A 26042-nucleotide genomic window follows, 5' to 3' on the forward strand; every position below is an offset into this window, starting at 1 on the left:
GCCTACATTCCGCGGCGAATGAAGTCGGCCACTCGCTCCCCCACGAGAACGGCGGTCGCGGCCGGTCCGCGCACGGGCGTGGTCGGCAGAATCGAGGTGTCGGCGACGCGCAGCCCCTCGACACCGTGCACGCGCCCATATTGATCGACGACGGCCTCCGGATCATCTGCTGGCCCGAACCGTGCACTGCCGCACAGGTGAATAGCGGTGCCGAGGTGGGAGCGTAGCCAGTCATTGAGCAGGTCATCGCTCTCGAGAACGATGTCGGTCAGTTCGGTCAATCGCCTAAACAGGTGTTTGTAGGCATCCGTTCGCAACAAACGTACCGCCACCCGCACAACTTCGCGCATGCGTTCGAGGTCGCATTCGGTCGACAAGTAGTTGTAGTCGATGCGCGGTTGCCTGGCGGGGTCGTCCGACTCCAGGCTGATGCGTCCGCGCGAGGTCTCTGACTGCACGGCGACGAGCAGCGCGAGGTCCCCCCGGTGGGCGATCTGTTTCGCGAAGCGCCGCATCGATACCCCGCGCATCGCCCGAAGTGATCGAAGCGGATGCCGCGCTGCGGCCCACACCCCGACGATGAGGCCGCGCGCTCTTCCGGTCAACAGATACTCCATGGGTTTGAGCATCGGGAGAATCTCCAGATCCCCCGGCGCGGTGGAACCGGTCGCCGTGAAGTTCAAACAGGCCGCCATCGACTGCGACGTGCGATAGTCGACGATCTGTCGGCGCGGCTGCCACAGCACGGTAATGTCCGGGTGATCGCTGAAATTCGCCCCGACCCCGGGCAGGTCGCGCACGACCGGAATACCGAATTGTTCCAGCTGTTCCCGGGGGCCCACCCCGGAAACCAGCAGCAGGTGAGGTGACTTGATCGCACCCGCCGAGAGCACAATCTCCCGGCCGTGCAGCTGAACGATCCCGCCGCCGCGCGCGACCTCGACACCGATAGCTCTCGTTTCCGCGAACAGCACGCGGCGAACATAGCTGTCACCCCAGACAGTGAGGTTGGCGCGATGTCGCACCGGATTCAGGTAGGCGATCCCGGTGTTCTGACGCACTCCATCGAGGGTGTTCATCGGGAGCGGCCCGTGTCCCGGCAGTGCCTGGTCATTCTTGTCGCGTTCTTCGGCGAAGCCCAGCTCCGAAGCCGCCGCGCGAAAGGCGACGGTCACCGGATGGTCCTGCGGGGGCCGACCGACGACCATCGGCCCAGCGCCACCGTGAACGGCAGTTTCGCCATATTGCAGGTCGGTTTCGATTTGGCGATAGAACGGCATTACCTTCTCCCAGGCCCACTCGGGTGACCCGATTGACCAAGAATCGAAGTCGGCTTTTCTGGCACGAATGAAATACGAGCCGTTGATCGTCGATGATCCGCCAAGGATCCGACCGCGCGCGATCGAGTAGGCAAGTTTTGGGGTGAGGTGACCGGTGAACGACCAATTCTGCGGATGCCCCGGCATCGCCCCCTGCACGGTTCCAGCATCGAGCAACTCGGGCGGGAACCCGCCGGAAGACGACGGCACCGGTCCCGCCTCGAGGAGCAGAACCCGCCTGTTGGGATCTTCGCTCAGTCGGGCTGCGAGCGGGGCTCCGGCCGCGCCGGCGCCGACCACGATCACGTCATAGTTCAGGTCCAACACTGGCTCCATGAAATTCACTCCCGTCCGCCGGGTTGACCGGTTCGTAAGTGACCCGGTGCAAACCCCTCCCGAAGCAGCACAAGGGCCGACTCCAGCAGCTCGATGAGGTCTGAGTCGTCAGTTCTGAGCCACTGCTCGTAAGCCGCAAGCGATGCGCCGAGGAATACCCAACCGATCACCGTCGGTTCGATCGCGTCGACGGCCACTCCCAAGCGGCCAGCCGCGAAATCCGACACAACCCGGCGCCACTCGGCGTAACGGAGCGTGGAGTGCGCCACCAGCGCCGGAACGTTCAACAGCAGGTGCATCCGCTCGCGATGATAGGGAACTTCCTCGGGCGGGAATCGGTTGAATTCGATGACCGCCGCTGCGAGCGCATCGACGACGGACACGGTCGCGTCGGTAGCGGCCAGGAACACTCGCATACGTGCGAGTTCCGCTTCGAAGTCCCCCCAGGGCAGATCGTTCTTGGAGGGAAAATATCGAAACAGGGTTCGACGCCCAATTCCGGCGGCGGTGGCAATGTCATCGACGGTCGTTTGTTCGAAACCGCGCTCAAGAAAAAGTTGAAGCGCGACGTGGCTCAGGGCGGCGCGGGTCGTCAGCGGCTGCCGGCCCATCCGCGGTGCCACAGAGCGCTCATTCATCTGCAGGTACCCCTTCTCTTTCGGCACTGAGTGCCACTAGTCTGATGCATGCACCAAGCTTTCGCCACCGATGTCGATTTCTAGCACAAGGAGTACCACATGGTTTCCGCAAAAAAGACCAGCCCCACCGAATTTGGACCCGCCGCCCCGGAACAATCTGTCGGGTTCGATCTCGAATCCGACACTCTGGTCGAGGAGATCTCGATCGATGGCATGTGCGGCGTCTACTAAATCGCCGACATGCCCGACCTGAATCTCGACCGGGGATGGGATCTTCATCCTCAGGTCTCCGTCCGCCCGGAGCCGTTCGGCGCGTTGCTCTACCATTTCGGCACCCGCAAGCTCTCGTTCCTGAAGGACACGACTCTTCTCGCCGTCGTGAGAACTCTCGCAGAAGCCCCAACTGCCCGTGCAGCCTGCGCGGCCGCTGGCATCGCTGAGAGCGATCTTCCCCGCTACCAGCGCGCACTCAGCACACTCGCAAAATCCTCCATGGTCATCGAAAGGGCCTCGTGACTCTACTCGATGCACCCCCAACATCCCCCTTCGTTCTTGCCCCGAAAGACACTCCCCGCAAAACCGAGCGTCTTGTCGATCTCTTCGAATACGGCCTCGACGCCCCCATCTGTCTGACCTGGGAATTAACGTATGCGTGCAACCTGTCTTGCGTGCACTGTCTCTCCAGTTCCGGGCGCCGCGATCCTCGCGAGCTGACGACGGCAGAGGCGAAGGCCGTCATCGATGAGTTCGAGCGGATGCAGGTCTTCTACGTCAACATCGGCGGCGGTGAACCGACCGTGCGTCCCGATTTCTGGGAACTCGTCGACTACGCCTCCGAACACCACGTCGGAGTCAAATTCTCCACCAACGGCGTGAAAATCTCGCCGGAAATTGCCCAGCGCCTCGTGAGAAGCGACTATGTCGACGTGCAGATCTCGCTCGACGGCGCCACAGCCGAAGTCAACGATCATGTACGAGGCCCCGGCTCCTACGCCACGGCCATGAAAGCCATGCAGAACATGTATGACGCCGGCTTCAAGGGATTCAAGATATCGGTCGTCTGCACGAGCCAGAACATCAGCCAGCTCGACGACTTCAAAGCCATCGCCGACACATTTGACGCCCAATTGCGGCTTACCCGCCTGCGCCCCTCCGGTCGCGGTGCGGACGTCTGGGACGAACTGCACCCGACCCAAACACAGCAGCGCGAACTCTACGACTGGCTCGTCGCACACGGAGATGGTGTGCTCACCGGCGACTCGTTCTTCCACCTCTCCGCCTTTGGAGACGCCCTGCCCGGGCTCAACCTCTGCGGCGCGGGCCGTGTCGTCTGCCTCATCGACCCCATCGGCGACGTCTACGCCTGCCCCTTCGCCATCCACGAAGAGTTTCTCGCCGGCAACGTGCGCTCAGAGGGCGGGTTCCAGGAGGTCTGGAAGCACTCGGAACTCTTTCTCAAACTTCGCGAACCGCAGTCGGGTGGGGCGTGCACCTCGTGCACGTTCTTCGACACCTGCAAGGGCGGCTGCATGGCCGCCAAATTCTTCACCGGACTGCCGCTGGACGGCCCCGACCCGGAATGCGTCCAGGGCTATGGTGAAGAGCTGCTGAAGAACCGCAAGGACACAGCGGTGGAGCTTCCAAAATCATCAATCGTCGACCACTCCCACCGCACTACCCGAGTCGGTCGCGAAGGAATGGGACCGATACAGCTCACGCTCAGCCGTCGCGCCGGGATAGCTCCGGTGAACGCCAGCGACTGCGAAGTCGGGCCCCTTGTCGGGTTCACGCCCGAACAACCACCGGCAGGGGCCTTGAATGAGAGCCCCCGGGCCGGAATAAATCTGCTCGCGAGTTCGAAATCCCGCTGCGTATGCGGCAGGAAAGGCGCGTGCAGCTGCAGTTGAAACGCGGTCCACGACGACGTGGATCGAACGCATCTCAAAAAGGAGAACATGATGAAAACCCATGCAGCCATACTTCGTGAACAACCGGGACAGTGGCAGATCGAAGAGGTGGATCTGGATGATCCGGGTCCCACCGAAGTGCTGGTAGAACTGGTCGCCACCGGGTTGTGCCACAGCGATGACCATGCCGCGAGCGGAGACATGCCGATCAACCTTCCTATTGTCGGCGGACACGAAGGTGCTGGCATCATCCGCGCCATCGGCAGCCAGGTCACGGACTACGCGGTGGGCGATCACATCGTCACGTCGTTCATCCCCTCCTGCGGAAAGTGCCGGTGGTGCGCGATGGGGCTGCAGAACCTCTGCGACTTCGGCGCGAATACGCTGATCGGGAACCAGCCCTCCGGCGGCTACCGCATGCACTCCAACGGTGAAGATCTCGCCACGATGGCCGCATTGGGAACGTTCGCCGAGTGGCAGGTCTTCGACGAGGCATCCATCGTCAAGATCGATCCCGACATTCCCCTGGACGTCGCCGCACTGGTCGCCTGCGGTGTGCCGACCGGGTACGGCTCGGCTGTGAACTCGGCCGACATTCACAACGGTGACGTGGTGATCATTTTCGGTGTGGGCGGCATCGGCATGAACGCCGTCCAGGGCGCGGCCGCAGCCGGTGCTTCGCACATCGTCGTGGTCGACCCGGCACCGTTCAAACGGGAGAAAGCACCCGAGTTCGGAGCGACGGAGGTCTTCGCCGAGGCGCAGGCCGCTATCGACTTTGTGCGCAGCATCACAAACGGGCAGGGCGCAGACGCCGCGATCTGCACTCCGGGCGTGCTGCACGGCGACATCGTCGGCACGGCGACGGATGCCATCCGAAAGGGTGGAATCGTCGTCGTCACGTCGATGTCACCACTCGGCGAGGTCGGCATCCCGGCGGACCTGTTCAGCCTGGTCATGAACCAGAAGCGCATCCAGGGTGCGCTCTACGGCTCCTGGTCTCCGCGTTACGCCATCCCGACGCTGCTCAACTTGTATAAGCAGGGCAAGCTCAAGCTCGACGAACTCGTCACCAACCGGTACACGCTCGACCAGATCAATGACGCGTACCAGGATATGCGGGACGGGAAGAACATTCGCGGCGTTATTCTCCTCTCACCGGTGGCTGCGGAGTCGCCCGCGCTCGCGCACGAAGCGGTGACCGTCGGGGTCTAGGCGCAGCGAAGCGCAGGCCAGCGCAGGGCCAGCGCCGTCATCAAGTAGTTCGAACAGATAGTGAGGAGGAGCGGGTGCCACCCCTGCACGGCATCCGCTTCTCCCCTGAACACGATTCGCTCACGAAAATGCGCTGAGGGAAGAGGTGAAATCAGCGGTCCGTCAGCTCGCGACAACCGGGCTCGGAACCGCTCATCTCATGCCTGCCCACCGTGACATCGGTAGGGTTCGCGGCCACCTTGTAGAGCCTGAACGACAACCAGAAAGCAGGAATTGCCATGGCGAAAAATGCATGGTTTGAAACCGTAGCCGAGGCACAGCGACGAGCCAAGAAAGCCCTCCCCTCGTCTGTGTATGGGGCTCTCGTTGCCGGTTCCGAGCGCGGGCTGACCATCGACGACAACATGGCAGCGTTTGGTGAACTGGGCTTCTCACCGCATGTCGCCGGGCATCAGGCGGTGCGCGACCTCACGACAACCGTGATGGGCATACCCATTTCTTTGCCGGTCATCATCTCTCCCACAGGGGTGCAGGCTGTGCACCCCGACGGTGAAGTGGCCGTTGCCCGGGCAGCCGCTAACCGCGGCACCATCATGGGTCTGAGTTCGTTCGCCAGCAAACCTGTTGAAGACGTAATTGCTGCCAACCCGAACACGCTTTTCCAAATGTACTGGTCGGGCTCAAGGGAATCGATGGTGCAGCGGATGGACCGGGCGCGGGCCGCCGGAGCCAAGGGACTCATCGCCACCCTCGATTGGTCATTCTCCAACGGTCGCGACTGGGGCAGCCCGCAGATTCCGGAGAAGATGAGCCTGAAGACAATGATCAACTTCGCGCCCAACGTGCTCCCCCACCCACAATGGCTTTTGCGTTTCGCGAAGTCCGGTCGTATCCCCGACCTCACCGCTCCCAATCTCACTCCCCCCGGCGGCACTGCACCGACATTCTTCGGCGCCTACTACGAGTGGATGCAGACGCCGCCACCCTCCTGGGAGGACGTGGCCTGGATGCGCGAAACCTGGGGAGGACCCTTCATGCTCAAGGGCGTCACCCGAATCGACGATGCCCGCCGAGCCGTCGACGCGGGTGTAACGGCTATTTCCGTGTCCAATCACGGCGGCAACAACCTCGACGGAACACCGGCATCGATCCGCATGCTGGCCTCGGTGGCCGAGGCGGTGAACGGCGACGTGGAAATCGTGCTCGACGGCGGCATCCGTCGAGGTAGCGACGTCGCCAAGGCCCTCGCACTCGGTGCACGCGCGGTCATGATCGGCCGTGCTTACCTCTGGGGCCTCGCTGCAAACGGCCAGGCCGGAGTCGAGAACGTACTCGATATTCTGCGGGGTGGACTGGACTCTGCGGTGCTCGGCCTCGGCCATGATTCAATCCACGAGCTATCGCCCGCAGACTTCTACATCCCGCCGACGTTCTCGCGCACCCTCGGCGCGACGCTGAGCACAATCGAAGCGACAACCCGGCACTAATCACGTCACCATCAACCACGTCATCGCCGCGTTACTGCCATGTCGCCGTGCTGTGGCGGCGCCCGGCACTTTTCGGGGCCAAACTAGAAGTCGAATGAGGGGGCACGAATGCACGGTGAATTGGCGTACAGCACCTGGCCAGCGCTGTCGCCTACCCCAGTCGTGCTCGTGCCCCTCGGGTCGACGGAGCAGCACGGACCACACCTGCCGTTCTCCACCGACACCATAATCGCCTCGGCGGTGGCACAGCGAGTCGCCACTGATCTGGCCATCAGGGGGCATTGCGTCGTCGTCGCCCCCGCCCTGCCGTACGGGGCGAGCGGTGAGCATCAGAATTTTCCGGGAACCGTGTCGATCGGCACCGAAGCCCTCACGATGGTCATTGTCGAGCTGGTGCGCTCCCTGTCGACCTGGGCTGGTCGCATTGTGCTCGTCAACGGCCATGGCGGAAACCTTGCTGCGCTCACCGCATCCGTTTCCCTGCTCCGGGGTGAGGGGCACTCTGTCGCCTGGGCTCCGTGCACGGTTGCCCGGGGAGATGCCCATGCCGGACTCACCGAGACATCGATTCTGCTGCATCTCGACGCCAAGTTGGTCGACCTGGCATCGGTGGTGCCTGGCGCGACGACGCCGATGTCTGCCCTTTTGGGCCGGCTCAAGTCGGAGGGCGTGCGGGCGGTATCGCCGACCGGAATTCTGGGCGATCCGACCGGAGCCACCGCCACGACCGGCGCTGCGTTCATGTCCGAGATGTGCGAGGGTGTGCAGCGCCGGATCCTCGACGAGTCCATCGACCCGCGCGGATGCCTCCGCGACCTCGCTCGGAGCACAGCACCGGCACCGGCACCGGCACCGGCACCGGCACCGGACGCTATGGAAGATAGACCATGAAGCCGCCCGCTGCTGTGCTCCCACCCGGTTTCACGGTCGACCTCAATCGCACGGTCACGGTCCGTGACCAGGGCCGATCCTTGGTCGGAGGTTCCCCGACCCGCGCAATCTATCTCTCCCGGGCCGCCGCCAGCATGTTCGCCGGGCGCCGCTTGGCCGTCGACGGTGCCGGCTCGGGCGCCCTCGTGGACAAGCTGCTCGAAATTGGTATGGCCGATCCGGTACTCGACACGCTTCCGGCAGCGGATGAGAGCGACGTCACCTACGTGATTCCAACCTACGGCCGGCCGCAATCCCTCGACCGCCTTCTCACGAGTATCGGGCCCCACAAATCAGTCATCGTGGTCGATGATGCTTCGCCCGATCCCAGTGAGGCGAAACGGATCGCCGCCACCGCCGGAGCCCGTTTCATCGGCCTGCCCGAGAACCTGGGTCCGGCTGGGGCCCGCAATGCTGGGCTGCGATTGGTGCACACGACCTACGTGGCATTCGTCGACAACGACATGGTCGTCACCGACGGGGCTGTCGCAACATTGCTCCGGCACTTCGTTGATCCGAGGGTTGCTCTCGTCGCCCCGCGAGTGATCGGGCTCCAGCTGTCGACCCGAGTCAACTGGATCTCTCGTTACGAGGACGCGCGGTCATCGCTCGACCTCGGACCGACTCCCGCCACGGTGCGGCCGCGCGCGCGGGTGTCGTGGGTGTCAACGGCTTTCGTCGTGGCCCGGGTCGAAGCCCTCGGCGCCGGGTTCAGCGACGGTATGCGAGTCGGCGAAGACGTCGACCTCGTGTGGACACTCGTCGAACGGGGGTGGAGGGTGCGCTACGAACCAGCCGCGACGAGCGCCCACGAACACCGAGTCACGTTGTCTGACTGGGCCAAACGCAAAGCGTTCTACGGCACGGGCGGCCATGCATTGGCACTCCGACATCCCGGCAACATCGCCCCGGCGATCCTCGCGCCCTGGAGCGTCAGCGTCATGGTGGCGTTGCTCGCCCAGCGGGTTTGGTCGGTTCCCCTCGCCCTCGCCATTTCAGCCGTTGCCGCCGTGCGCATCTCGCGCAAGCTATCCCGCCACGAGCATCCGCTGCGTATCGGTATCGAGCTGACGGCCACCGGCGTTGCCGCATCGGTTTCGCAGACGATGGCCCTGCTCACGCGGCACTGGTGGCCACTCGCGGTGCTCGGCAGCATCGTCTCCCGACGCGTACGCCGGGCAACGATCGCCGCCGCCATTCTCGACGTCGTCCTGGACTACCGACGCACGAAACCGCAACTCGACGTCGTGCGCTTCGGGATCGCACGCCGAGCCGACGACCTCGCCTACGGGGCAGGCCTCTGGCTCGGCGCGCTTCGCGGGCGCTCAACGGCGGCGCTTCGCCCCGACATTCGCGGACGTCGTTAGTTATCCGATCCAGCAGTGGAGCAGAATCACCGCACGGGCCACCGACACGTACACGTACACACGGCGCTATCCGAACGGGCGTCCACCCCTCCTAAACTGGGGACATGCGCACTGCCGGAGTGGATCTCGCTGCCGAGCCCAAAGGCACCGCCCTGGCCGTCATTGACTGGGCCGACAATCGAGCATCACTGTGTGAGCTCCAGCTCGGCGTCGCTGACAACATCATCGCTCGCACTGCGGGCACCGTTGAGAAACTCGGCATCGACTGCGCGTTCGGTTGGCCGGACGAGTTCGTGCATTTTGTGGTCGCGCACTCCAGCGGCGACCAGAGCCGGCCCGGAGTCGACGGCGGAATGGACTGGCGCCGCACTCTGGCCTACCGCGAGACCGATCGTGACGTACGAAAAAGAACCGGACGATGGCCGCTCAGCGTGTCCACCGACCGGCTCGGACTCACCGCTATGCGGTGCGCCGGGCTGCTGGCCAGGATCTCCGAGACCGGCATCAACATCGACAGGTCAGGTTCTGGAGTCGTCGCAGAAATCTACCCGGGAGCATCGCTACGACTGTGGGGTTTCTCCACAACGAAGTACCGAACGGAGCCCACCATTCGAAAGCAGCTTCTCCAACACATTCAGGATGTCGCGCCCTGGCTCGATCTCGGCTCGTTCGCGCCACAGATGATCACCTCAGCGGATGCCTTCGACGCCATGGTCGCCGCACTCGCCGCCCGCAGTGCCGCCCTGGGATTCTACGAGCCGCCCGAACCATCCATGCGTGATCGTGCCCGCCGGGAAGGCTGGATCTTGCTCCCGTCCGGCTCTCTCGCCGATCTACTCCGGTAGTCGTCAGGGTGTTCCTTAGTTCCCCCACCCTGCAGCGCCGTCGTTTCCGGCTCCTGATCTGGTCCGCTCGCTCCGGGACCACGGCACGGATGCCGCGATCCCGGAGTATTTGATGGTTTACCGCTGAGGCTGGAGATCAGCTGACTTGCGGGAACCCGAGGTTGATCTCACTCGTCGTTGGGTCGGGCCAACGGGTGGTCACCACCTTGTTACGGGTGTAGAAACGAATGCTGTCCGGCCCATACATGTGGGTATCACCGAACAGTGATGACTTCCAGCCGCCGAAGGAGAACGACCCAACCGGCACCGGTATGGGCAGGTTGACCCCGACCATTCCGGCCTCAATCTCAAATTCGAATTGCCGCGCGGCACCGCCGTCGCGCGTGAAAATGGCTGCCCCGTTGCCGAACTCGTTCGCGTTGGTCAACTGAATGGCTTCTTCGAAGGTATCCACGCGGACGACCGACAGTACGGGGCCGAAGATCTCGTCGTCGTATACCTTCATGCCTGGCTTCACGTGGTCGATCAGGCTGACGCCGATGAAGAAGCCATCTGAATCAAACTGGTGCTGGCGACCGTCCACAACAACGGTGGCACCTTCATCCGCTGCCCCGGCAACATACGACGCAACCTTGTCGCGGTGCGCAGCGGTGATCAGCGGGCCCATCTCTGAAGCAGCATCCGTTCCCGCGCCGATCGTCAGTCCGGTCATGCGCTGCTTGATGGCATCGACGAGTTCATCAGCAATACCGCCAACGGCCACGAGCACACTGACCGCCATGCAGCGTTCCCCCGCTGAGCCGTACGCCGCCGACACTGCCGCATCTGCAGCCGTGTTCAGATCGGCATCCGGGAGTACCACCATGTGGTTCTTAGCGCCGCCCAGCGCCTGCACGCGCTTGCCGTTTTCGGCGGCCCGCTTATAGATGGACTTGGCAACAGGCGTGGATCCGACGAAGCTGATGGCCTTCACCTGCGGGTGTTCCAACAGTGCATCCACGGCTTCTTTGTCGCCCTGGACGACGTTCAGCACGCCGTCGGGGAGCCCTGCCTCGGAGAAAATCTCGGCAATGAATATGGCCGTAGATGGGTCTTTCTCGCTGGGCTTGAGCAGAACGGTGTTGCCACAGGCCAGCGCACTGCCAATCATCCACAACGGCACCATGGCTGGAAAATTGAACGGAGTAACGCAGGCCACGACGCCAACCGGCTGGCGCACCGAGTGAACATCAACGCCGGTCGATACCTGCTCTGAGTGCTCCCCCTTGAGCATGTGGGAGAGTCCGGTAGCGAACTCGATATTCTCCAGGCCTCGGGTGATCTCGCCCTCCGCATCAGAAAGCACCTTGCCGTGTTCGCTGGTGAGAATGGCCGCCAGCTCCGACTTGCGCTCGCTGAGGAGCTCTCGAACCTTGAAAAAGATGTTGGTGCGTTTGGCCAGGCTGGTGGCCCGCCACCCCGGCAGCGCCGCACTGGCGGCCGCGATAGCTTCCTCGACCCGGGATGCTGAAGCCAAAGCGACCTCTTTGTTTTGCTCTCCGGTGGCGGGATTGTAGACGGGGGCAAAACGCTCGGCGTCGGTGATCTTTCGACCATTGATGTAGTGCGGAATTCGCTGCATGGTAGTGCTCTCTGTAGCTGCGGGACGAGGGTCAGTGGATGAGGTCACGACCGTTGTCATCAGCGCACCTGCGCTTGGGCTAGCGCCGGAATCTGTTCCGGTTCGGGTTCAGGAGCCAGGGTTCCGTCGACGAGCTTGACGATTATGGAGCAGTCTTTACGGCCCTGTTCAGCATCCAGAACGCGCTGGAACAATTGCTGCACATGCTCCCCAATCTCCAGTGGTGTATTCGTTGCCCGCGCGGCGGCGATAGCCAGGCCGATATCTTTATTGGCCAACTCCGTCGTGAACGTCGGTGCAAAAGCAGTGTTAGCGGCGGAGGATGCCACGACTCCGGCAATTGGATACCAGGTGCGCAGGGCCCAACTGTCACCGGAGGAGACCGATGCGATGTCCCAGAACACCTGCTTGTCAAGACCGAGACGATCGGCCAGAACGGCACCTTCAGCGGCCCCCGCGAGATTGATGAACAGCATGAGATTGTTGCAAATCTTCGCGGCCTGGCCTGTGGTCGCACCGCCGGTCGGAATGATGTTGGCAGACATCGACTCGATAAACGTGCTGGCATCAGAGACGGCGTCGGGTTCCCCGCCGATCATGAACGTCAATGTTCCAGCCTGAGCACCGCTGATCCCGCCGGAAACGGGAGCGTCAACAAAACGGAATCCAGCCTCGGCTGCAGCATCGTGAAGCTTTTGAGCGGATTCGACGTCAATGGTGGAGGAATCAACAAGAAGGGTGCCGGGACTCACCGAAGCCAGCACGCCGCCTTCACCCAGATACACGGCAATGGCGTGCTCACCTTTGGGCAGCATGGTGAAGACGACCTCGGCGCCAGAGACAGCATCCGCAATGCTGCTTGCCGGTGTGAGTCCATTGGCCGCCGCGGTCGCGAGCGCCTGCGGATTCAGGTCGAAGCCGCGCACTTCGTGCCCGGCCTTCACCAGGTTTGCCGTCATCGGGCCACCCATATTGCCCAGACCGATCCATCCAATTACAGCCATTCGCAAGCTCCTTTGCTCTTTTCCAGCGAGAACACACTTTCTGTATGACCACCCTCACACCGTGTTACGGTGCAATCAAGATAAAAAAATACAGACACCCTGTGCATTCATGCACAAATACGCTGATGTACCCATTGGCAGAAGGCCGGCGCGTGATGGTTGATTTCAAGCGGTTCCCGAGCCCGGATGACCTGCTCATCCTGCTCACCGTGGCGCGCCTGGGGCGATTCACCGCCGTGGCCGAGGCGCTGGAAACCACCCACACCACCATTTCCCGCCGGATTCTGGCGCTGGACAAGCGGCTGGGTGGGCGTACCCTCGAGCGAAGCCCGCACGGATGGGAACTCACCGAGCTCGGAAACCAGGCAGTCCGTGCAGCTGAGATTATCGAGACCAGCCTGGGCGCTCTCACTTCAACACTGGCGCATGACGCGGATCCGCTTTTCGGACTCGTACGCATCAGCACGCCCGACGGCTTCGGCGCAGCTTTTGTCACCCCCGCCTTGGTCAAGCTTCAACAGCAACATCCCAAGCTGAATGTGGAGATGCTCAGCGCGACGAGAAAGATCAACCAGAACCGCTCCGGCGTCGACTTGGAAGTCGTGGTCGGCCCAATCGACTCGAGTAGAGCACAGACGATCTTTCTGACGAACTATTTCATCCGACTGTATGCCAGCCCCGAATACCTCGCCACGAAAGGAACTCCAAAGACTATTGATGACATCAAGGACCACAACTTTGTGTCCTATGTCGAGTCATCCCTCCAGGTCGCCGAGCTGGGGCATCGCTCGTCACAGTTACCAAATCCAGCCGCGATCTTTCAATCCACCAGTATTTTCGCCCAGGTCGAAGCCGTGCGACGCCACAGCGGCATCGGATTGCTTCCATCTTTCATGGTGTGGGGGCGGCCGGATTTTGTCCCCGTGTTACCGGATTTTTTTCACCGAGAGCTGCCTATTTGGGCTGCCGCCCGCGCCGAGTCTCTTCGATCCATGGCCGTGAAGGCAGCAATTGAGGCCATCCAGCAGGAGATCTCCGAGCGCCGGGACGAACTGGCGGCCTAGCTCGCACGGCGGCCCCACCGGTCTGTGGCTTTACAGATCTGCCTGCACCAGATCAGTGTGTCTGCAACCCCGGGCCCGTCTATCCGACGCTTTACCGTGCATCGGTGCGTTCGCGCAGCGCCGCCGTTTTTTCTAGGTCGGCTGCATCGACATCGTGAAGCGAGATACCTCTCGTTTCTTTCATGGACACCACAGCGACCACCGTCACCGCACAGGCAACCAACAGATAAACGGCAATCGGCACCGATGACCCGGTGCCCCTCAGCAAAGCGGTGGCGATAATCGGGGCGAGCGAACCAGCCACGATCGACGTGACCTGGTACCCGAGTGAAACACCGGAATACCGCATGCGGGTGGGAAACATTTCCGACATGATTGAGGGCTGCCCGGCATACATCAGTGCGTGGAACACGAGGCCGATCGTGACGGCGATCATAATGATCAGTTCATCCGCGGTCTCCATCATGGGGAAGGCAAAGAATCCCCAGGTCGAGCCCAACACCGCGCCCGTCAAGTAAACGGGTTTCCGGCCAACCGCGTCGGAGAGTTTTCCGACCAGCGGAATAAGACAGAACTCGATTGCATGCGCGATGAGCATCAGCAACAAGATCTTGGCTGTGTCCATTTTGACCACCACCACCAGGTACGTGATCGAGAAGGTGACGACGAGGTAATACAGCACGTTTTCTGCAAATCGCAGTCCCATGGCGGTGAAGACACCGCGCGGGTAGCGTCGAAATACTTCAATGGCGCCGTAGCCCGGCGTGGGTGCAGCTTCAGCCTTCAGACGTGATTCTTCGAAGATCGGGGCATCCTGAACCTTCGTGCGAATGTAGTACCCGACAATGACGATTACCGCTGAGAGCCAAAATGCGACCCGCCAGCCCCAACTGAGGAATGCTTCCTCGGGCAGGGTCGCAGAAAGCCCGAGGAGAACAACGGTGGCCAGCAAGTTTCCTCCCGGAACGGCTGCCTGCGGCCAGCTGGCCCAGAACCCACGGGATTTATTGGGACTGTGCTCAGCTACCAGCAATACGGCGCCACCCCATTCGCCGCCAACCGCAAAGCCCTGAGCGAATCGCAAGAACACCAAAAGCGCCGGCGCCCAATAGCCAACTTGATCAAACGTTGGCAAACATCCCATTAGGAATGAGGATACGCCGACCAAAACAATGGCAACCTGGAGCAATCGCTTGCGCCCAAACTTGTCACCAAAGTGGCCAAAGACGATTCCGCCGATTGGACGTGCGAGAAAGCCGACGGCGTAGGTCAGAAAGGCCGCGAGGATGCCGTCAAGTTGCGAGCCGGCATTGGGAAAGAACACTTGGCCAAACACCAAAGTCGCCAGCGAGCCATACAGAAAGAACTCATACCATTCAACGATGGTGCCGGCCATTGAGGCCGCCACCACTTTCTTCAATCCTGTCGGTTTTTTCTCTGTACCACTCTGGCTTGTGGGAACTTGCGTGCTCAATTCAATCTCCTTCGGTGTCAACTCTGACACTGCGTGGAATAGCGCATCCAACTTTATAAATGCGACGACAAAACCATCAATGAATCATTGAAAGTATTGCCGTGCCGTCAACATCACACAACGACGATTCGTGCAGAGACCATCTGCATCAATGCACAGGGCTGCTAGCTGACTTTTGCGAGAGGTCAAGCGGACGCCACTGACACAACGTCGCCCACCGACAAGTAGTACCGCCCTTCCTCCGGCGGCGGTGCCGGCTGTGATCCCGAGCCGTGCGAGGGCAGCCGCTCACGCGCTTAGATTGTTCGGTCACCAGCCGTGAGAATCGTGTAACACGGGAGAGCGCTGGGGAGCGCGCACCTGGACCGCCTGATCAGGTATTCAAGTAGAGCAGCACGGCTTTGACGCGGCGGTGGCCGTCGTCGGGCGTCAGATCGAGTTTCGTGAAAATGCTTCCGATGTGTTTGGCGACGGCGGCTGCACTGACAACAAGTTGGCTGGCGATGGCTTGGTTTGCTAATCCTTCTGCCATGAGGGTAAGAACATCCCGTTCACGCGGGGTCAGAGATTCGATCGGACTTCCGGTCTTTCTGGCGAGGAGATGACGCACCATTTCCGGGTCGATGATGGTTCCGCCTGCCGCGATCGTTTCGAGGGCGCGGGAGAAATCGGAGATTCGGCCGATCCGGTCTTTGAGAAGATAGCCGACCGCTCCATCGTTTTCGGAGAGAAGCTGGGCGGCATATGCATCGGCGACGTATTGCGAAAGGACGAGGATCGGCACCGTTCCGTGTGATCGACGGATGTGAAGAGCCGCACGCAGGCCGTCATCCTGGTTGTTCGGTGGCATCCGCACGTCGGTGATCACCAGGTCGGGCAAGCGGTTTTCGTGCGCCGCGAGTGCAACGGCGTCGACGAGTCCTGGCGCATCGGTCGCGGTAGCGATGACGGTGTGTCCCAGTTTCTCAAGCAGACTGGTCAGGCTTTCTCGTAGCAGTGTGGAATCTTCGGCCAGGATGATACGCATGGGGACCTTGTTCTCGTCAGCCCGCGGCGATCGCGGTCAGGGTAGTAGCCGCGGGCAGGCGCAGTCGAAGCATCGTCGGACCGCCAGGAGGGCTGTCAACGTTCAGTGCTCCGCCGAGCGTTTCCGCGCGCTCTTTCAACCCGCGGATACCCGTTCCCAGCGTCTCGTCAGCACCACCGTGACCATTGTCGGTCACGGTCACGATGAGTTCATGGGCGGTGGTCTGCGCGGCTATGTGAATTATTGTCGCGGAGGAGTGTTTCACCGCATTCGTGATCGCCTCGCTGACCGTGAAGTACGCACATCCTTCTGAGGCGGCGGATGCTCTTTGAACCAGCGTGGCGTCGAGTTCGATGGGCAATCCGGCGCGGCCAGCGAGTTCCTGGAGCGCTGCGGCGAGTCCGTGGTCGGTGAGGACCGCCGGGTGAATGCCGCGAACAGTGGCCCGCAGACTGCGTAAGGCATGCTCGGTATGGTCGTGGGCTACGGCAACGGCTTGGCGCGCTTCTCGAACGTTTGCACCAGATTGCGCGGCGTGCTCGAGGTCGATTTCGGCAAGCCCGAGCCGCACCGACAAGGCCACGAGCTCCTGCTGAACACCGTCGTGCAGGTCACGTTCGATTCTGCGTCGTTCCTGCTCGAACGCTTCCACTAACGAAACCCTGGACCTGGTGAGTCGTTCAATGTAACGCTCAAGTTCTGCTTGCCGCGGTGAGAGGAGGAAGCGGCTCAGCGATGCCTGGCCGGCCACCAGTATGGCATTGACGTAGGCAGCAACGGCAAGCGCGACAAGTCCTGCTGCGCAGGCCTTCCAAATGTCTGACGGCATCATCTCGACGCTCACGCCTGCGGAGATGTTCATTCGAAAAGGGCCGTGCGTAGCCGAGGCCACGATCGCGACAATCGCGGCGAGGCCGACCGCTTCGACGACGAGTAGCGCCAGCCCGAGCCACCCCATCAGGAGAGTAGCGAAGAGTCCTCCGACGTCGCGCCAGGTTGCGGCTTCGGTCATCCGGATGTTCAGCCAGTTGTGGCGCTCATCGGCGCCGACCCGAACATGGGCATTTTCGATTCGGGCGAAGCCCAGTAGTTTCAACCGTCGCCGTTCCAGCGCTCCCACGGCCAGCCCCCACAAGGGGATGAACACGAACGTCATCGCAATCATCGGCAACAAGACCAGCCCGAGCATCGCGCTTGAGAACAGGTAGAGCAAGGTAAGCCACGGCCAGCGGGAAAACCAGAATCGCCACGGTTTGGCTCCGATCGCGCGCCAAACCGTTATGTTCATAGTTTCAGGCTAGGGGTACCGTGCAACACACGATGTTCTGTAGTGCCAGCACTACCGTCATTTGGGGTGCCTGCGTGACTGCGCCGTAAGAGTGCTCACGATGGAATGGGTTTGTGACCATACCGCTGCTTGAAGCCCATAACCTCTACAAAACGTTTCCGCCACTCACGAAAAGAGATCAGCCGGCGCCGGTTCTCCAAGGAATATCTATGGCCGTGATGCCCGGCGAGATGGTGAGCATCGTGGGGCCGAGTGGATCGGGTAAATCCACACTTCTCTACTGCTTATCAGGCCTGGAAAGCCCGACATCGGGAGCCCTATCTGTGATGGGTCATGATCTCTCGAAGCAGACACGTTCTCAGGTCGCGACCCTCCGCCGCGACCATATCGGCTTCGTGTTTCAATCGTTCAATCTGATCCCGTCTCTCTCGGCCAGGCAGAACGTCTCGCTGCCGGCGCGTTTAGCCAAGCACGGCCCCAACCCTCCAGGCGTCGAGCGGGCCTTGTCCGATGTCGGGATGAGCGCCCACGCACGAAAACGGCCAGGTGAACTCTCCGGCGGCCAGCAACAACGGGTCGCGATCGCCCGCGTTCTGGCATCGCAGCCAGACATTGTGTTTGCCGACGAGCCGACCGGATCGCTCGATACCGCAAATGGTGCCGAGGCGCTCCGTTTACTCCGACAAACCACGACCCCCACCTCGGCGCTGGTGATGGTCACGCACGATCTGGAGGCAGCAGCGTTGGCCGATCGAGTCCTGGTGATGCGCGACGGAACCATCCATCGAGAACTGGTCTCGCCCACCGCAGACGCTGTCCTCGACGCAGTGCGAAACGCCCGAACGGTAGGTGAACGATGATGCTGCTCATCTTCTCCGAACTGCGCTCGCAATGGCGGGCGTGGGTCGGTGTGTTCATCCTGGCGGTCGCTGCCGGATTCGTACTGGCCATCGGAGCATCGATTGCCGATACCGGTGCCGAACTGGGCGAAAAATTTCAGGGCATCCTCTCCGGCGCCGCCGCGACGATCCTGATGTTCAGCGGAGTCAGTGCCCTTGCTGTCCTCAGCAGCGTCGCCACGTTGACGGTGACCCTGCAGCAACGGTCCTACGCTCTCTGGCAGCTGATCGGCGCACGACCCCGCACCGTCGGAATCCTTGTCCTACTGCAGCTGCTGATCGTGTCCCTCGTCGGAGCCGCGCTCGGGGTAGCTGCGGCCAGGCCAGCAGCTGATCCGCTCTTCGCGCTCGGTTTCGGCACCGTACCCGGTCTCGGGGGCGTGCACGTTCATTTCGGGGGCGTCACCGTTCTCAGCAGCGTGCTCGGTGTGTGCGGGATCGTGCTTCTCGGCGGGTGGCGGGCTGCACGGCGAGCAGCGTTCACACCACCACTGGAAATTCTTCGTGACGCCGAGCCGCGGCGTGGGCGCATGCGTTGGTTTCGCTGGATCTTCGTCATAGCGGCTGTAACCGCTGCCTACGCACTGTCGTCGAGCCTTTTCGGCGCGACGCTCAGTCAAAGTAGCTCCCGAATTCCGCTGATCACTCCGGTGCTCACCATTTTCATCGTTGCGATCGCTCCGCTGCTGTATCCCGCAGTGTTGATGGCATGGACAGCGGTGCTGCCGGCCCGGGTCTCGTCGGCATGGTTTCTCGCGCGACATCAGGCTCGCTACCATCTCGCTTACAGCACGGCGGCCATCACGCCACTTTTGGTAGGCATCAGCCTCTCGGCTGGACTCTACACCGCGGCCGCCACACTCAACGACGCGTTCCGAATTCAAGGAACCGGAGGAAACGCGGCTCTGCACGCTAACGAGGTTGCTCTCCTTCTCGGTGGCCCCCTCCTACTCGCGGCCGTTGCTGCAGCCATCGTGGTCTTCATGAGTAGCCGCACGCGCGGTCAAGAACTTGCACTCCTCCAAGCATCCGGGGCCACCCACCGCACGATTATCTTCACGGCCGCGCTTGAAGCCGTCATCTACGTCATTACCGCTGCGATTCTCGCCCTCGCCATCATCGTCGCTAGCAGCGTCATCCTCGCCGCGGGCCTGTCAACTGCCGTTCCTGGTACCACCGCCACAATCGACGCCATGCCCGGCCTCATCATCGCGGGCATCGGATGCGCGCTCATCTTGCTCGCCACGCTGGGTCCGACCATTGTCGGTCTGAGAAGAGACGTCATGCGCACCCTCAGCTCCGAATAAAACCCCGGCACTCGTCGCGCCTCAATCGTTCGTATTTGCTCAACCGGATCGGTAATTTCCATCGTGACCGTGCGCCCAATGATGCCGTCATGAGGGTTCGCGCTCTAGTTAGAGGCGTTAGACCAGCGACGAGGCGAGAAACGCCGAGCCGGCGATAGCCAGCACGGCTCGAGTCGTATTTGCACGACTCCAACCTGCGTCAAAAGATCTCCACGCGTCAGCGGAGTCCGCATTGGATGGCCTGATCCGGGCCATCGCGTTGTTCCGCGGCACGTTGAACAACATTGTCGTGGCGAAGGACGCCACTGTCAGGCCTGCGCCGATGACGCGAACGGGGACCATTTCGGCGCCAGCGTCCTGAAGCAGAGCGGTGACGGCTGCCGCGCACGCGGCCAGGGCGCCCCCGAAGAAGACGATCATGAAGGGGGCACGGACGGCTTTTTCGTTGACCCGTTGCATTACGGCCACAGCCTCAGGGGCGGAACGCAGTCGCAGGGGCGGAACGCAGTCGCAGGGCCGGAGACACGATTGTGGTGAACGTGAAGTAGACCCCTCCGGTGACACCGGCCCCGACCGCCGCTGCCGCCGTCACGGCGGTTCCGAACAGTTCCGTCATGAGTGAGCCGCTGATACTTCGTGCCACAGGCCCGTTGCGGCAATACGCCGCGATCTCCGGTTAGAAGCACCACGCGGCCTCGTTGCACCGGGCCGACAGCAGGACAAGCCTGCGCACTAGGCGAAACGACCATGACCTGGTCGTTCCGACCATGCGTGGCAACATTCGAGATCCTCGTAATACCTCGCGCGACTGGCGGATGGCTCGCGACCGGATCGGATATCCGACGGTCACGGCCCATAGCTTCCGCAAGACGGTGGTCACGGCTTTGAACCAGTCAGGATTGAGCGCTCGTGAAATTGCCGAATACCTCGGGCACGCGAACTCGTCCCTGACCCAGGACGTCTACATGGCTAAGAACACGGGCGGTATGCGCGCGGCTGAAACGATGAATTCCCAGCTCGCCAGTTTAAATCTGCGGGGTTTATGCGGGGTTGGCCCAAAATCGGCGAAAAAACACCCCGGACTTCCGCAGAAGTCCGGGGCGATTTTAGTGAGTACCGTGTAGCGGGAGCGGGAATTGAACCCGCGACACCACGATTATGAGCCGTGTGCTCTAACCAACTGAGCTACCCCGCCGCGACTTGTCGGCTGTTCGCTTCCAAGCCTGAGCCCCCTGTGGGAATCGGACCCACTACCTCTTCCTTACCAAGGAAGTGCTCTACCAATGAGCTAAGGGGGCAGAGCAACCAAAAAACAGTTGCAACGCCGCGTTTTTGGCAACCTAGAAACTTTATCACCCCGACAGGGCGCTCTAGACCACTCCCCACGCTACAGGCATACAGCGCCAATGCCGTAGCATTTTAGGATGACTGGCACCGAACTGACCCCTGGCACCGAATGGTGGCGCACCGCCGTCATCTATCAGATCTACCCCCGCTCGTTCGCTGACGCGAACGGTGATGGCATGGGAGACCTCGCCGGCATCAGCGCGCGACTGCCACAGCTCAAAGACCTGGGCATTGATGCCATTTGGCTGTCTCCTTTCTATACCTCGCCACAACGCGACGCAGGTTACGACGTCTCCGACTACTGCAACGTCGACCCATTGTTCGGCACCCTCGACGACTTCGAAGTGCTGCAGCGCACCGCCCACGACCTCGGAATCCGAGTCATCGTCGACATCGTGCCCAATCACTCCTCGAGTGACCACGGCTGGTTCCAAGCTGCCCTCGCCGCCGGCCCTGGCAGCGAGGAGCGCGCCCGCTACACCTTCCGTGACGGCAAGGGCAAAAGCGGTGAGCTACCGCCGAACAATTGGGAGTCCGTCTTCGGCGGCCTCGCCTGGACCCGCACGACCGATCCGGACGGCACTCCCGGCCAGTGGTACCTGCACCTGTTCGACAGCAGTCAGCCCGACTTCGACTGGGACAGCGAGTGGGTGCGCGAGCAGTTCCGTGCGGTACTGCGCTTCTGGCTCGACCGCGGCGTCGACGGCTTTCGAGTGGATGTTGCGCACGGCATGATCAAGGCTCCCGGCCTCCCCGATTACACGCCTCCCGCCGAGGGCGGAAGCATGGGCGGGGCACCGGCATCCGCTCTCGAACCGGGGATCAGCGCCGAGACGCCGCTGACGGCCCCCTACTGGGCGCAGGACGGCGTGCACGAGATTTATCGCGACTGGCACCAGGTGCTCGCCGCTTACCCCGGCGACCGCGTTCTCGCGGCCGAAGCCTGGGTCGATCCGCTCAGCCAGATGGCCAAGTGGGTGCGCCCAGACGAGATGCACCAGGCCTTCAACTTCGCCTACCTGGAGACCCCGTGGAACGCGCCGCAGCTGAAGAGCGTCATCGACGAGTCGCTTGAAGCTTTCGGCAACGTCGGGGCGCCGAGCACCTGGGTGCTCTCCAACCACGACGTCGTGCGCCACGCCTCCCGGCTCGCCCTCACCGGCGATAACCTGCAGGGTCACGGCATCGGCCCCAAGACGGTTGGACTGCCCGACACTGTTCTGGGACTGCGACGCGCGCGGGCAGCATCGGCTTTGATGCTGTCGCTGCCCGGCTCGAGCTACCTGTATCAGGGCGAGGAACTCGGCTTGCCCGAGGCCGTCGATCTGCCCGACCATGCGCGCGAAGACCCCACCTGGTTTCGCACCAACGGCGAACGCTACGGGCGAGACGGATGCCGCGTGCCGATTCCGTGGGAAGCCGCCGGCGAGTCGTTCGGCTTCAGCACCGGAGAGAAGAGTTGGCTGCCACAGCCGGCCGAATGGGCCGGGCTCGCTCGCGACCAGCAAAACGGCGTGGCCGGATCAACCCTCGAGCTGTACAAGCTCGCGTTGCGACTGCGCCGGGAGCACTCCCTCGCCTCCGGCACGGTCGAGTGGATCGACGGCTTCGGTCCCGAGGTCGCGGCGTACCGCAATGGCGACGTGATTGTCGTGGCGAATACGGGGTCGGCATCCGTTCAGCTGCCCGCTGGCGAGGTTCTGCTGGCGAGCGAAGAGCTCGTCAGTCGCACCCTGCCGGGCGATACGACGGCCTGGTTGCGCACCGTTCAACCATGACCATGTTCGACGATGCACCCGTCGGCAGCGCGGCCGACGCGGGCAGCGTCGTCTCCCCCGACTCCGGCAGCGGCTCGCCTAGTACCTCTGCGAGCATCACCGCCATGCGGGAGTTGAAGCTCGAACTGACCCGGTTCATGATGTCGTACAAGTTCGCGACCGACGAGATACTGACCAAGATCAATATTTTGAAGGAGGAATTCAGTGCGATTCACGACTACAGCCCGATCGAGCACGTCAGTTCTCGGCTCAAGTCGCCGGAGGGTATTCTCAAGAAGGCCATCCGCAAGGGGCACCCGCTCGAGCTGACCGGAATCCGCGACAATATCCAGGACATCGCCGGAATTCGCATCACCTGCAGCTTCATCTCCGACACCTATCGCGTTCGCGACATGCTCGCCGGACAGCGCGACATAACGGTGCTCCAAGTCAAGGACTATATCCGGGAACCGAAGGCCAATGGGTACCAGAGCCTGCACCTCATCGTCGCGATTCCGGTATTCATGTCCGACCGTGTGCAGCCAGTCACCGTCGAAATTCAGATCCGCACGATCGCGATGGACTTTTGGGCGAGCCTGGAACACAAGATCTATTACAAGTACAACGGCGCCGTGCCAGACACCCTGGTAGAAGACTTGCGGCAGGCAGCGGATGCCGCCAACCGGCTCGATGTGAAGATGGAACTGCTGCACGACCAGGTCGTGGCGCTCGAACCCGTTACCGATGACGCTGATCTGTTCAGCTTCGACAGCCTGCCACCGTTTCCGCTGCCGAAGGGCCTGCTTGAGTCCTTCATGCGCGGGCGTAGCGAGCCGAGCTAAACCGGCGGCGGCGCCGTGAGCTGCCCGCCTACCGCGCATAACTCCTGCAATTTGCGGGCGTTCCGAAATACTCCCGCGACTTTCCGCGCCTTCCCTGTTCGGACGCAAGAAATTGCAGGAGTTGTACGCGCGCCGACGGGCGGCCGGACCCGAGGTGCGCTAGTTGGTGTTGGCGTAGAGCCAGGCGAGCGGGTCGACCTTGGTGCCGGTGATTCCGCCCTGACGAATCTCGAAGTGCAGGTGCGGGCCGGTCGACATCCCGGTACTGCCGGTCTTGCCGATGACTTGGCCAACCTTGACCACGTCACCCTCCGCGAAAAGCATCGATCCGTGGATCATGTGCGCGTAGACGCTGGTGACGAGCTCGCCATTGATCATGTGGTCGATCATCATGTGCACGCCGAGGCTGGCTTCACCGTCTTCGGCGTAGCTGACCACACCGTCGGCGATGGCCTGGATCGGTGCGCCGACGCCCGGGTTGAAGTCCTGGCCGCCGTGGTTCACCGAACAGCCGGCGCAATTGCGGTAGCCGATCTGGTCGCCGATATGAACACCAACGGCGAACGGCCACTGAATGGTTCCGTTCGGATTGTTAGTGAAGGTGTCTTCCATGCGGATACCGCTGGCTTCAGCAACCTCGGCGATGGTGCTCGACTTGTAGCCATCACGCACGACCGTAACGGTGTCACCGCCGGCCAGATCCATGCTCTGCATATCGTCAGTCGCCGGAACACGCTGCGATTCAAGAACGGATGCCTGCACGTCTTGTGACGACAGTAACGCTTCGGCCGGAATCGAGGTGGCGACGGCCATCAGAGCCACGAACGACATCGCGAGAATCGAAGCGCCTTTGGCCGCGCGCTTGCGCATGGTGCCGCCGAGCGGTCGTGCACGCGGGGTATGGCGGGGCAGCGCCCCGGCCGGAACGAAATCGCGCGCGGGGGCAAACGTCTCCCCCGACTTCTGCTCGATGCGATGGCGACGTGGCCGTTCACCGGCAGCGGGAATGACCGTCGGGATCGATTGGGTCACGCCGGGAGCCAACAACTTCTCGTAGTCGGTAGGCCCGGCGTCGGCGACCGGTCGAGCCGCGACAATGCGGTCAGTCTCGATGACCACAACCGGTTCAAGGTCCGGCTCGGCCAGATCGGCCGTGACTATCAGATCGGCCACAGGGCTGAGCCGCACGAGGTCATCGGCGGTTTCCGTCAACGGTGCTGTGACCGATGATTCGACCCGTGAGAACGTTACCCGCTCGCGTTCGCGACGCTCCCGACGGGTAAGCGCTGCCGGTTCGGCCGGGGGAAATACGGTGCCGTCACTGTCACCGGACACGGTGGTGTCCATAAGTGGAGTGTGACGTGACAAAGTGCAGCTTTCGGCGTAGCGGACGGGATCTTGTGCTCGTACTGAATCACGCCAAATGACGGAAAATCAATATAACGAATCGGTTAAGGGTAACGCGCAACCCTGAGAATACCAGAGGAAAGCGACCAATCACACCCAAAAGGGGGTAATGGGTATAGTTTCAGCGGGGTCCCTCGTCAGGCGGGAAGCATTCGAAGAGCGCGGCGAGTACCGGTGCGAACTGATCGTAGAGGGCCGGAGCTGCGGCGATGAGCAGGTCGCGACCCTCGGCATCCGTGTGCAAAGCGCCGACCCGAGCGCCGGCTTCCCGCGCGATCAGGGCACCGGCGGCGTGGTCCCATGGGTTGAGTCCGCGTTCGAAATAGAGGTCGAGACGCCCGCAGGCGACCGAGCAGAGGTCGAGTGCGGCCGACCCGATACGACGGATGTCCCGCACCTGGCCGATGAGACCACCCACGACTTTCGCCTGCCACACCCGCCGGTCCGCCTCATAGCTGAAGCCGGTGCCGGCCAGGGCGAGCGAGAGCGGAACGTCGTGTTTCACGTGCAGGCGTTGGTCGCCCAGCCAGGCGCCAGAGCCCTTCGACGCGGTGAACACCTCGCGGAGGGCGGGGCTGACGACGGCGCCGGCGAGGGTGTTCCAGCTGGCCGGGTCGGGATCACCCTGCACAACGGCGATGCTGACGGCGTAGAACGGAATGCCGTAGAGGTAGTTGACGGTGCCGTCGATGGGGTCGACCACCCAAGTGAGCCCGCTGGTGTGCGCGGATGCGTCGGATTCTTCGCCGTAAAACCCGTCGTTCGGTCGGGCGTCTGCGAGCAGGCCGCGAATGAGCAACTCGACCTCGCGGTCGGCCGCGGTGACAATGTCTTCGGGTGACGACTTCGAAGCTGCAATCTCGACCCCCTCGGTGCGACGCCGATGGGCGAGCGCGCCTGCGGTGAGGGCGACGGTGCGTGCAAGGTCGAGCAGCTCGGTCGGGGCGGGATGCATCATCCC

25 protein-coding genes and 2 tRNA genes are annotated in these 26042 nt (G+C 62.3%); 14 read left to right on the forward strand and 13 right to left on the reverse strand.

What is annotated here, in order from left to right; translation table 11 throughout:
• Window positions 1-2: 2 nt before the first annotated feature.
• Window positions 3-1655, reverse strand: a complete 1653-nt coding sequence (locus tag E3T38_RS05640) for a GMC family oxidoreductase N-terminal domain-containing protein (RefSeq protein WP_134546962.1) — start codon at window positions 1653-1655, stop codon at window positions 3-5.
• Window positions 1656-1660: 5 nt separating this feature from the next.
• Complete coding sequence (mftR, locus tag E3T38_RS05645) at window positions 1661-2293, reverse strand: mycofactocin system transcriptional regulator (RefSeq protein WP_134546964.1); 633 nt, start codon at window positions 2291-2293, stop codon at window positions 1661-1663.
• Window positions 2294-2392: 99 nt separating this feature from the next.
• Here mftR and mftA point away from each other — a divergent pair, with 99 nt between their 5' ends.
• The 8 genes from mftA (at window position 2393) to E3T38_RS05685 (ending at window position 10044) form a co-directional block, all read left to right on the forward strand.
• Window positions 2393-2524 (forward strand): mycofactocin precursor MftA, encoded by a 132-nt coding sequence (gene mftA, locus E3T38_RS05650; protein WP_134546966.1) that lies wholly within the window; start codon window positions 2393-2395, stop codon window positions 2522-2524.
• A 9-nt stretch (window positions 2525-2533) separates the two neighbouring features.
• The gene (mftB, locus tag E3T38_RS05655) at window positions 2534-2809 is read left to right on the forward strand and encodes a mycofactocin biosynthesis chaperone MftB (protein ID WP_134546968.1); all 276 of its coding nucleotides are present in this window, start codon (window positions 2534-2536) and stop codon (window positions 2807-2809) included.
• The gene (gene mftC / locus E3T38_RS05660) at window positions 2806-4200 is read left to right on the forward strand and encodes a mycofactocin radical SAM maturase (RefSeq protein ID WP_134546970.1); all 1395 of its coding nucleotides are present in this window, start codon (window positions 2806-2808) and stop codon (window positions 4198-4200) included. Before mftB ends, mftC begins: the two co-directional genes overlap by 4 nt.
• 48 nt (window positions 4201-4248) lie before the next feature.
• The gene (locus E3T38_RS05665; RefSeq protein ID WP_241984318.1) at window positions 4249-5415 is read left to right on the forward strand and encodes an NDMA-dependent alcohol dehydrogenase; all 1167 of its coding nucleotides are present in this window, start codon (window positions 4249-4251) and stop codon (window positions 5413-5415) included.
• A 278-nt stretch (window positions 5416-5693) separates the two neighbouring features.
• Window positions 5694-6902, forward strand: a complete 1209-nt coding sequence (gene mftD, locus E3T38_RS05670) for a pre-mycofactocin synthase MftD (RefSeq protein WP_104196871.1) — start codon at window positions 5694-5696, stop codon at window positions 6900-6902.
• Between the two features lie 108 nt (window positions 6903-7010).
• Entirely contained in the window at window positions 7011-7793 is a 783-nt protein-coding gene (gene mftE, locus E3T38_RS05675; protein WP_134546972.1) for a mycofactocin biosynthesis peptidyl-dipeptidase MftE, read from the forward strand.
• Window positions 7790-9199 (forward strand): mycofactocin biosynthesis glycosyltransferase MftF, encoded by a 1410-nt coding sequence (mftF, locus tag E3T38_RS05680; protein ID WP_134546974.1) that lies wholly within the window; start codon window positions 7790-7792, stop codon window positions 9197-9199. Before mftE ends, mftF begins: the two co-directional genes overlap by 4 nt.
• 104 nt (window positions 9200-9303) lie before the next feature.
• Entirely contained in the window at window positions 9304-10044 is a 741-nt protein-coding gene (locus tag E3T38_RS05685) for a DUF429 domain-containing protein (RefSeq protein ID WP_134546976.1), read from the forward strand.
• Window positions 10045-10180: 136 nt separating this feature from the next.
• Here E3T38_RS05685 and E3T38_RS05690 read toward each other — a convergent pair whose 3' ends face one another.
• Entirely contained in the window at window positions 10181-11665 is a 1485-nt protein-coding gene (locus E3T38_RS05690; protein ID WP_134546978.1) for a CoA-acylating methylmalonate-semialdehyde dehydrogenase, read from the reverse strand.
• Between the two features lie 59 nt (window positions 11666-11724).
• Entirely contained in the window at window positions 11725-12669 is a 945-nt protein-coding gene (gene mmsB / locus E3T38_RS05695; protein ID WP_134546980.1) for a 3-hydroxyisobutyrate dehydrogenase, read from the reverse strand.
• A gap of 44 nt (window positions 12670-12713) precedes the next feature.
• On the opposite strand from mmsB, the gene E3T38_RS05700 reads away from it, so the two are divergent.
• Window positions 12714-13733, forward strand: coding sequence for a LysR family transcriptional regulator (locus E3T38_RS05700; protein ID WP_370448992.1), 1020 nt, complete (start codon window positions 12714-12716; stop codon window positions 13731-13733).
• A 91-nt stretch (window positions 13734-13824) separates the two neighbouring features.
• On the opposite strand, the gene E3T38_RS05705 is transcribed toward E3T38_RS05700, so the two are convergent.
• The 3 genes from E3T38_RS05705 to E3T38_RS05715 all read right to left on the reverse strand — a co-directional run bounded on the left by E3T38_RS05705 (window position 13825) and on the right by E3T38_RS05715 (window position 17522).
• Window positions 13825-15207, reverse strand: coding sequence for an MFS transporter (locus tag E3T38_RS05705; RefSeq protein WP_304466232.1), 1383 nt, complete (start codon window positions 15205-15207; stop codon window positions 13825-13827).
• Between the two features lie 373 nt (window positions 15208-15580).
• The gene (locus E3T38_RS05710; protein WP_174775213.1) at window positions 15581-16234 is read right to left on the reverse strand and encodes a response regulator transcription factor; all 654 of its coding nucleotides are present in this window, start codon (window positions 16232-16234) and stop codon (window positions 15581-15583) included.
• A gap of 16 nt (window positions 16235-16250) precedes the next feature.
• Complete coding sequence (locus tag E3T38_RS05715; RefSeq protein WP_134546982.1) at window positions 16251-17522, reverse strand: histidine kinase; 1272 nt, start codon at window positions 17520-17522, stop codon at window positions 16251-16253.
• Window positions 17523-17635: 113 nt separating this feature from the next.
• On the opposite strand from E3T38_RS05715, the gene E3T38_RS05720 reads away from it, so the two are divergent.
• Together E3T38_RS05720 and E3T38_RS05725 are read left to right on the forward strand one after the other, a co-directional pair.
• On the forward strand, window positions 17636-18382 hold the full coding sequence (locus E3T38_RS05720) for an ABC transporter ATP-binding protein (RefSeq protein ID WP_198417312.1): 747 nt from the start codon (window positions 17636-17638) through the stop codon (window positions 18380-18382).
• Window positions 18379-19728 (forward strand): FtsX-like permease family protein, encoded by a 1350-nt coding sequence (locus E3T38_RS05725; RefSeq protein WP_134546984.1) that lies wholly within the window; start codon window positions 18379-18381, stop codon window positions 19726-19728. The genes E3T38_RS05720 and E3T38_RS05725 overlap by 4 nt, the downstream gene beginning before the upstream one ends.
• Before the next feature lie 117 nt (window positions 19729-19845).
• On the opposite strand, the gene E3T38_RS05730 is transcribed toward E3T38_RS05725, so the two are convergent.
• Window positions 19846-20187 (reverse strand): anthrone oxygenase family protein, encoded by a 342-nt coding sequence (locus E3T38_RS05730; protein ID WP_134546986.1) that lies wholly within the window; start codon window positions 20185-20187, stop codon window positions 19846-19848.
• Window positions 20188-20200: 13 nt separating this feature from the next.
• The gene (locus tag E3T38_RS16650; RefSeq protein ID WP_166805442.1) at window positions 20201-20344 is read right to left on the reverse strand and encodes a hypothetical protein; all 144 of its coding nucleotides are present in this window, start codon (window positions 20342-20344) and stop codon (window positions 20201-20203) included.
• An 82-nt stretch (window positions 20345-20426) separates the two neighbouring features.
• Between E3T38_RS16650 and E3T38_RS05735 the strand changes: the two genes are divergently transcribed.
• Entirely contained in the window at window positions 20427-20852 is a 426-nt protein-coding gene (locus tag E3T38_RS05735; protein WP_255452727.1) for a tyrosine-type recombinase/integrase, read from the forward strand.
• Here E3T38_RS05735 and E3T38_RS05740 read toward each other — a convergent pair.
• Window positions 20850-20923 (reverse strand) — tRNA-Met (locus tag E3T38_RS05740). The genes E3T38_RS05735 and E3T38_RS05740 overlap by 3 nt on opposite strands.
• 31 nt (window positions 20924-20954) lie before the next feature.
• Window positions 20955-21026 (reverse strand) — tRNA-Thr (locus E3T38_RS05745).
• Between the two features lie 126 nt (window positions 21027-21152).
• Here E3T38_RS05745 and E3T38_RS05750 point away from each other — a divergent pair.
• Entirely contained in the window at window positions 21153-22853 is a 1701-nt protein-coding gene (locus tag E3T38_RS05750; protein ID WP_134546990.1) for an alpha-amylase family glycosyl hydrolase, read from the forward strand.
• Window positions 22850-23674 (forward strand): GTP pyrophosphokinase family protein, encoded by an 825-nt coding sequence (locus E3T38_RS05755; RefSeq protein WP_370448993.1) that lies wholly within the window; start codon window positions 22850-22852, stop codon window positions 23672-23674. The genes E3T38_RS05750 and E3T38_RS05755 overlap by 4 nt, the downstream gene beginning before the upstream one ends.
• A gap of 159 nt (window positions 23675-23833) precedes the next feature.
• On the opposite strand, the gene E3T38_RS17350 is transcribed toward E3T38_RS05755, so the two are convergent.
• Both E3T38_RS17350 and E3T38_RS05765 read right to left on the reverse strand, forming a co-directional pair.
• Window positions 23834-25021: a M23 family metallopeptidase gene (locus tag E3T38_RS17350; RefSeq protein WP_134546992.1), complete on the reverse strand. Its 1188-nt coding sequence runs from the start codon at window positions 25019-25021 to the stop codon at window positions 23834-23836.
• Between the two features lie 181 nt (window positions 25022-25202).
• Window positions 25203-26039 carry an inositol monophosphatase family protein gene (locus E3T38_RS05765; RefSeq protein ID WP_241984319.1) on the reverse strand — a complete coding sequence of 279 codons (837 nt, stop codon included), beginning with the start codon at window positions 26037-26039 and terminating at the stop codon, window positions 25203-25205.
• Window positions 26040-26042 lie beyond the last annotated feature (3 nt).

The organism is Cryobacterium sp. Hb1, assembly GCF_004403585.1.
GTDB classification, from domain to species: domain Bacteria; phylum Actinomycetota; class Actinomycetes; order Actinomycetales; family Microbacteriaceae; genus Cryobacterium; species Cryobacterium lyxosi.

Bases quoted from the DNA above. Each gene is read 5' to 3' on its own strand.
- E3T38_RS05640 (WP_134546962.1), bottom strand. From the start codon at position 1,655: ATGGAGCCAGTGTTGGACCTGAACTATGACGTGATCGTGGTCGGCGCC.
- mftR (WP_134546964.1), bottom strand. From the start codon at position 2,293: ATGAATGAGCGCTCTGTGGCACCGCGGATGGGCCGGCAGCCGCTGACG.
- mftA (WP_134546966.1), top strand. From the start codon at position 2,393: ATGGTTTCCGCAAAAAAGACCAGCCCCACCGAATTTGGACCCGCCGCC.
- mftB (WP_134546968.1), top strand. From the start codon at position 2,534: ATGCCCGACCTGAATCTCGACCGGGGATGGGATCTTCATCCTCAGGTC.
- E3T38_RS05665 (WP_241984318.1), top strand. From the start codon at position 4,249: ATGATGAAAACCCATGCAGCCATACTTCGTGAACAACCGGGACAGTGG.
- mftD (WP_104196871.1), top strand. From the start codon at position 5,694: ATGGCGAAAAATGCATGGTTTGAAACCGTAGCCGAGGCACAGCGACGA.
- mftE (WP_134546972.1), top strand. From the start codon at position 7,011: ATGCACGGTGAATTGGCGTACAGCACCTGGCCAGCGCTGTCGCCTACC.
- mftF (WP_134546974.1), top strand. From the start codon at position 7,790: ATGAAGCCGCCCGCTGCTGTGCTCCCACCCGGTTTCACGGTCGACCTC.
- E3T38_RS05685 (WP_134546976.1), top strand. From the start codon at position 9,304: ATGCGCACTGCCGGAGTGGATCTCGCTGCCGAGCCCAAAGGCACCGCC.
- E3T38_RS05690 (WP_134546978.1), bottom strand. From the start codon at position 11,665: ATGCAGCGAATTCCGCACTACATCAATGGTCGAAAGATCACCGACGCC.
- mmsB (WP_134546980.1), bottom strand. From the start codon at position 12,669: ATGGCTGTAATTGGATGGATCGGTCTGGGCAATATGGGTGGCCCGATG.
- E3T38_RS05700 (WP_370448992.1), top strand. From the start codon at position 12,714: ATGACCACCCTCACACCGTGTTACGGTGCAATCAAGATAAAAAAATAC.
- E3T38_RS05710 (WP_174775213.1), bottom strand. From the start codon at position 16,234: ATGCGTATCATCCTGGCCGAAGATTCCACACTGCTACGAGAAAGCCTG.
- E3T38_RS05715 (WP_134546982.1), bottom strand. From the start codon at position 17,522: ATGAACATAACGGTTTGGCGCGCGATCGGAGCCAAACCGTGGCGATTC.
- E3T38_RS05725 (WP_134546984.1), top strand. From the start codon at position 18,379: ATGATGCTGCTCATCTTCTCCGAACTGCGCTCGCAATGGCGGGCGTGG.
- E3T38_RS05730 (WP_134546986.1), bottom strand. From the start codon at position 20,187: ATGCAACGGGTCAACGAAAAAGCCGTCCGTGCCCCCTTCATGATCGTC.
- E3T38_RS16650 (WP_166805442.1), bottom strand. From the start codon at position 20,344: ATGACGGAACTGTTCGGAACCGCCGTGACGGCGGCAGCGGCGGTCGGG.
- E3T38_RS05750 (WP_134546990.1), top strand. From the start codon at position 21,153: ATGACTGGCACCGAACTGACCCCTGGCACCGAATGGTGGCGCACCGCC.
- E3T38_RS05755 (WP_370448993.1), top strand. From the start codon at position 22,850: ATGACCATGTTCGACGATGCACCCGTCGGCAGCGCGGCCGACGCGGGC.
- E3T38_RS17350 (WP_134546992.1), bottom strand. From the start codon at position 25,021: ATGGACACCACCGTGTCCGGTGACAGTGACGGCACCGTATTTCCCCCG.
- E3T38_RS05765 (WP_241984319.1), bottom strand. From the start codon at position 26,039: ATGATGCATCCCGCCCCGACCGAGCTGCTCGACCTTGCACGCACCGTC.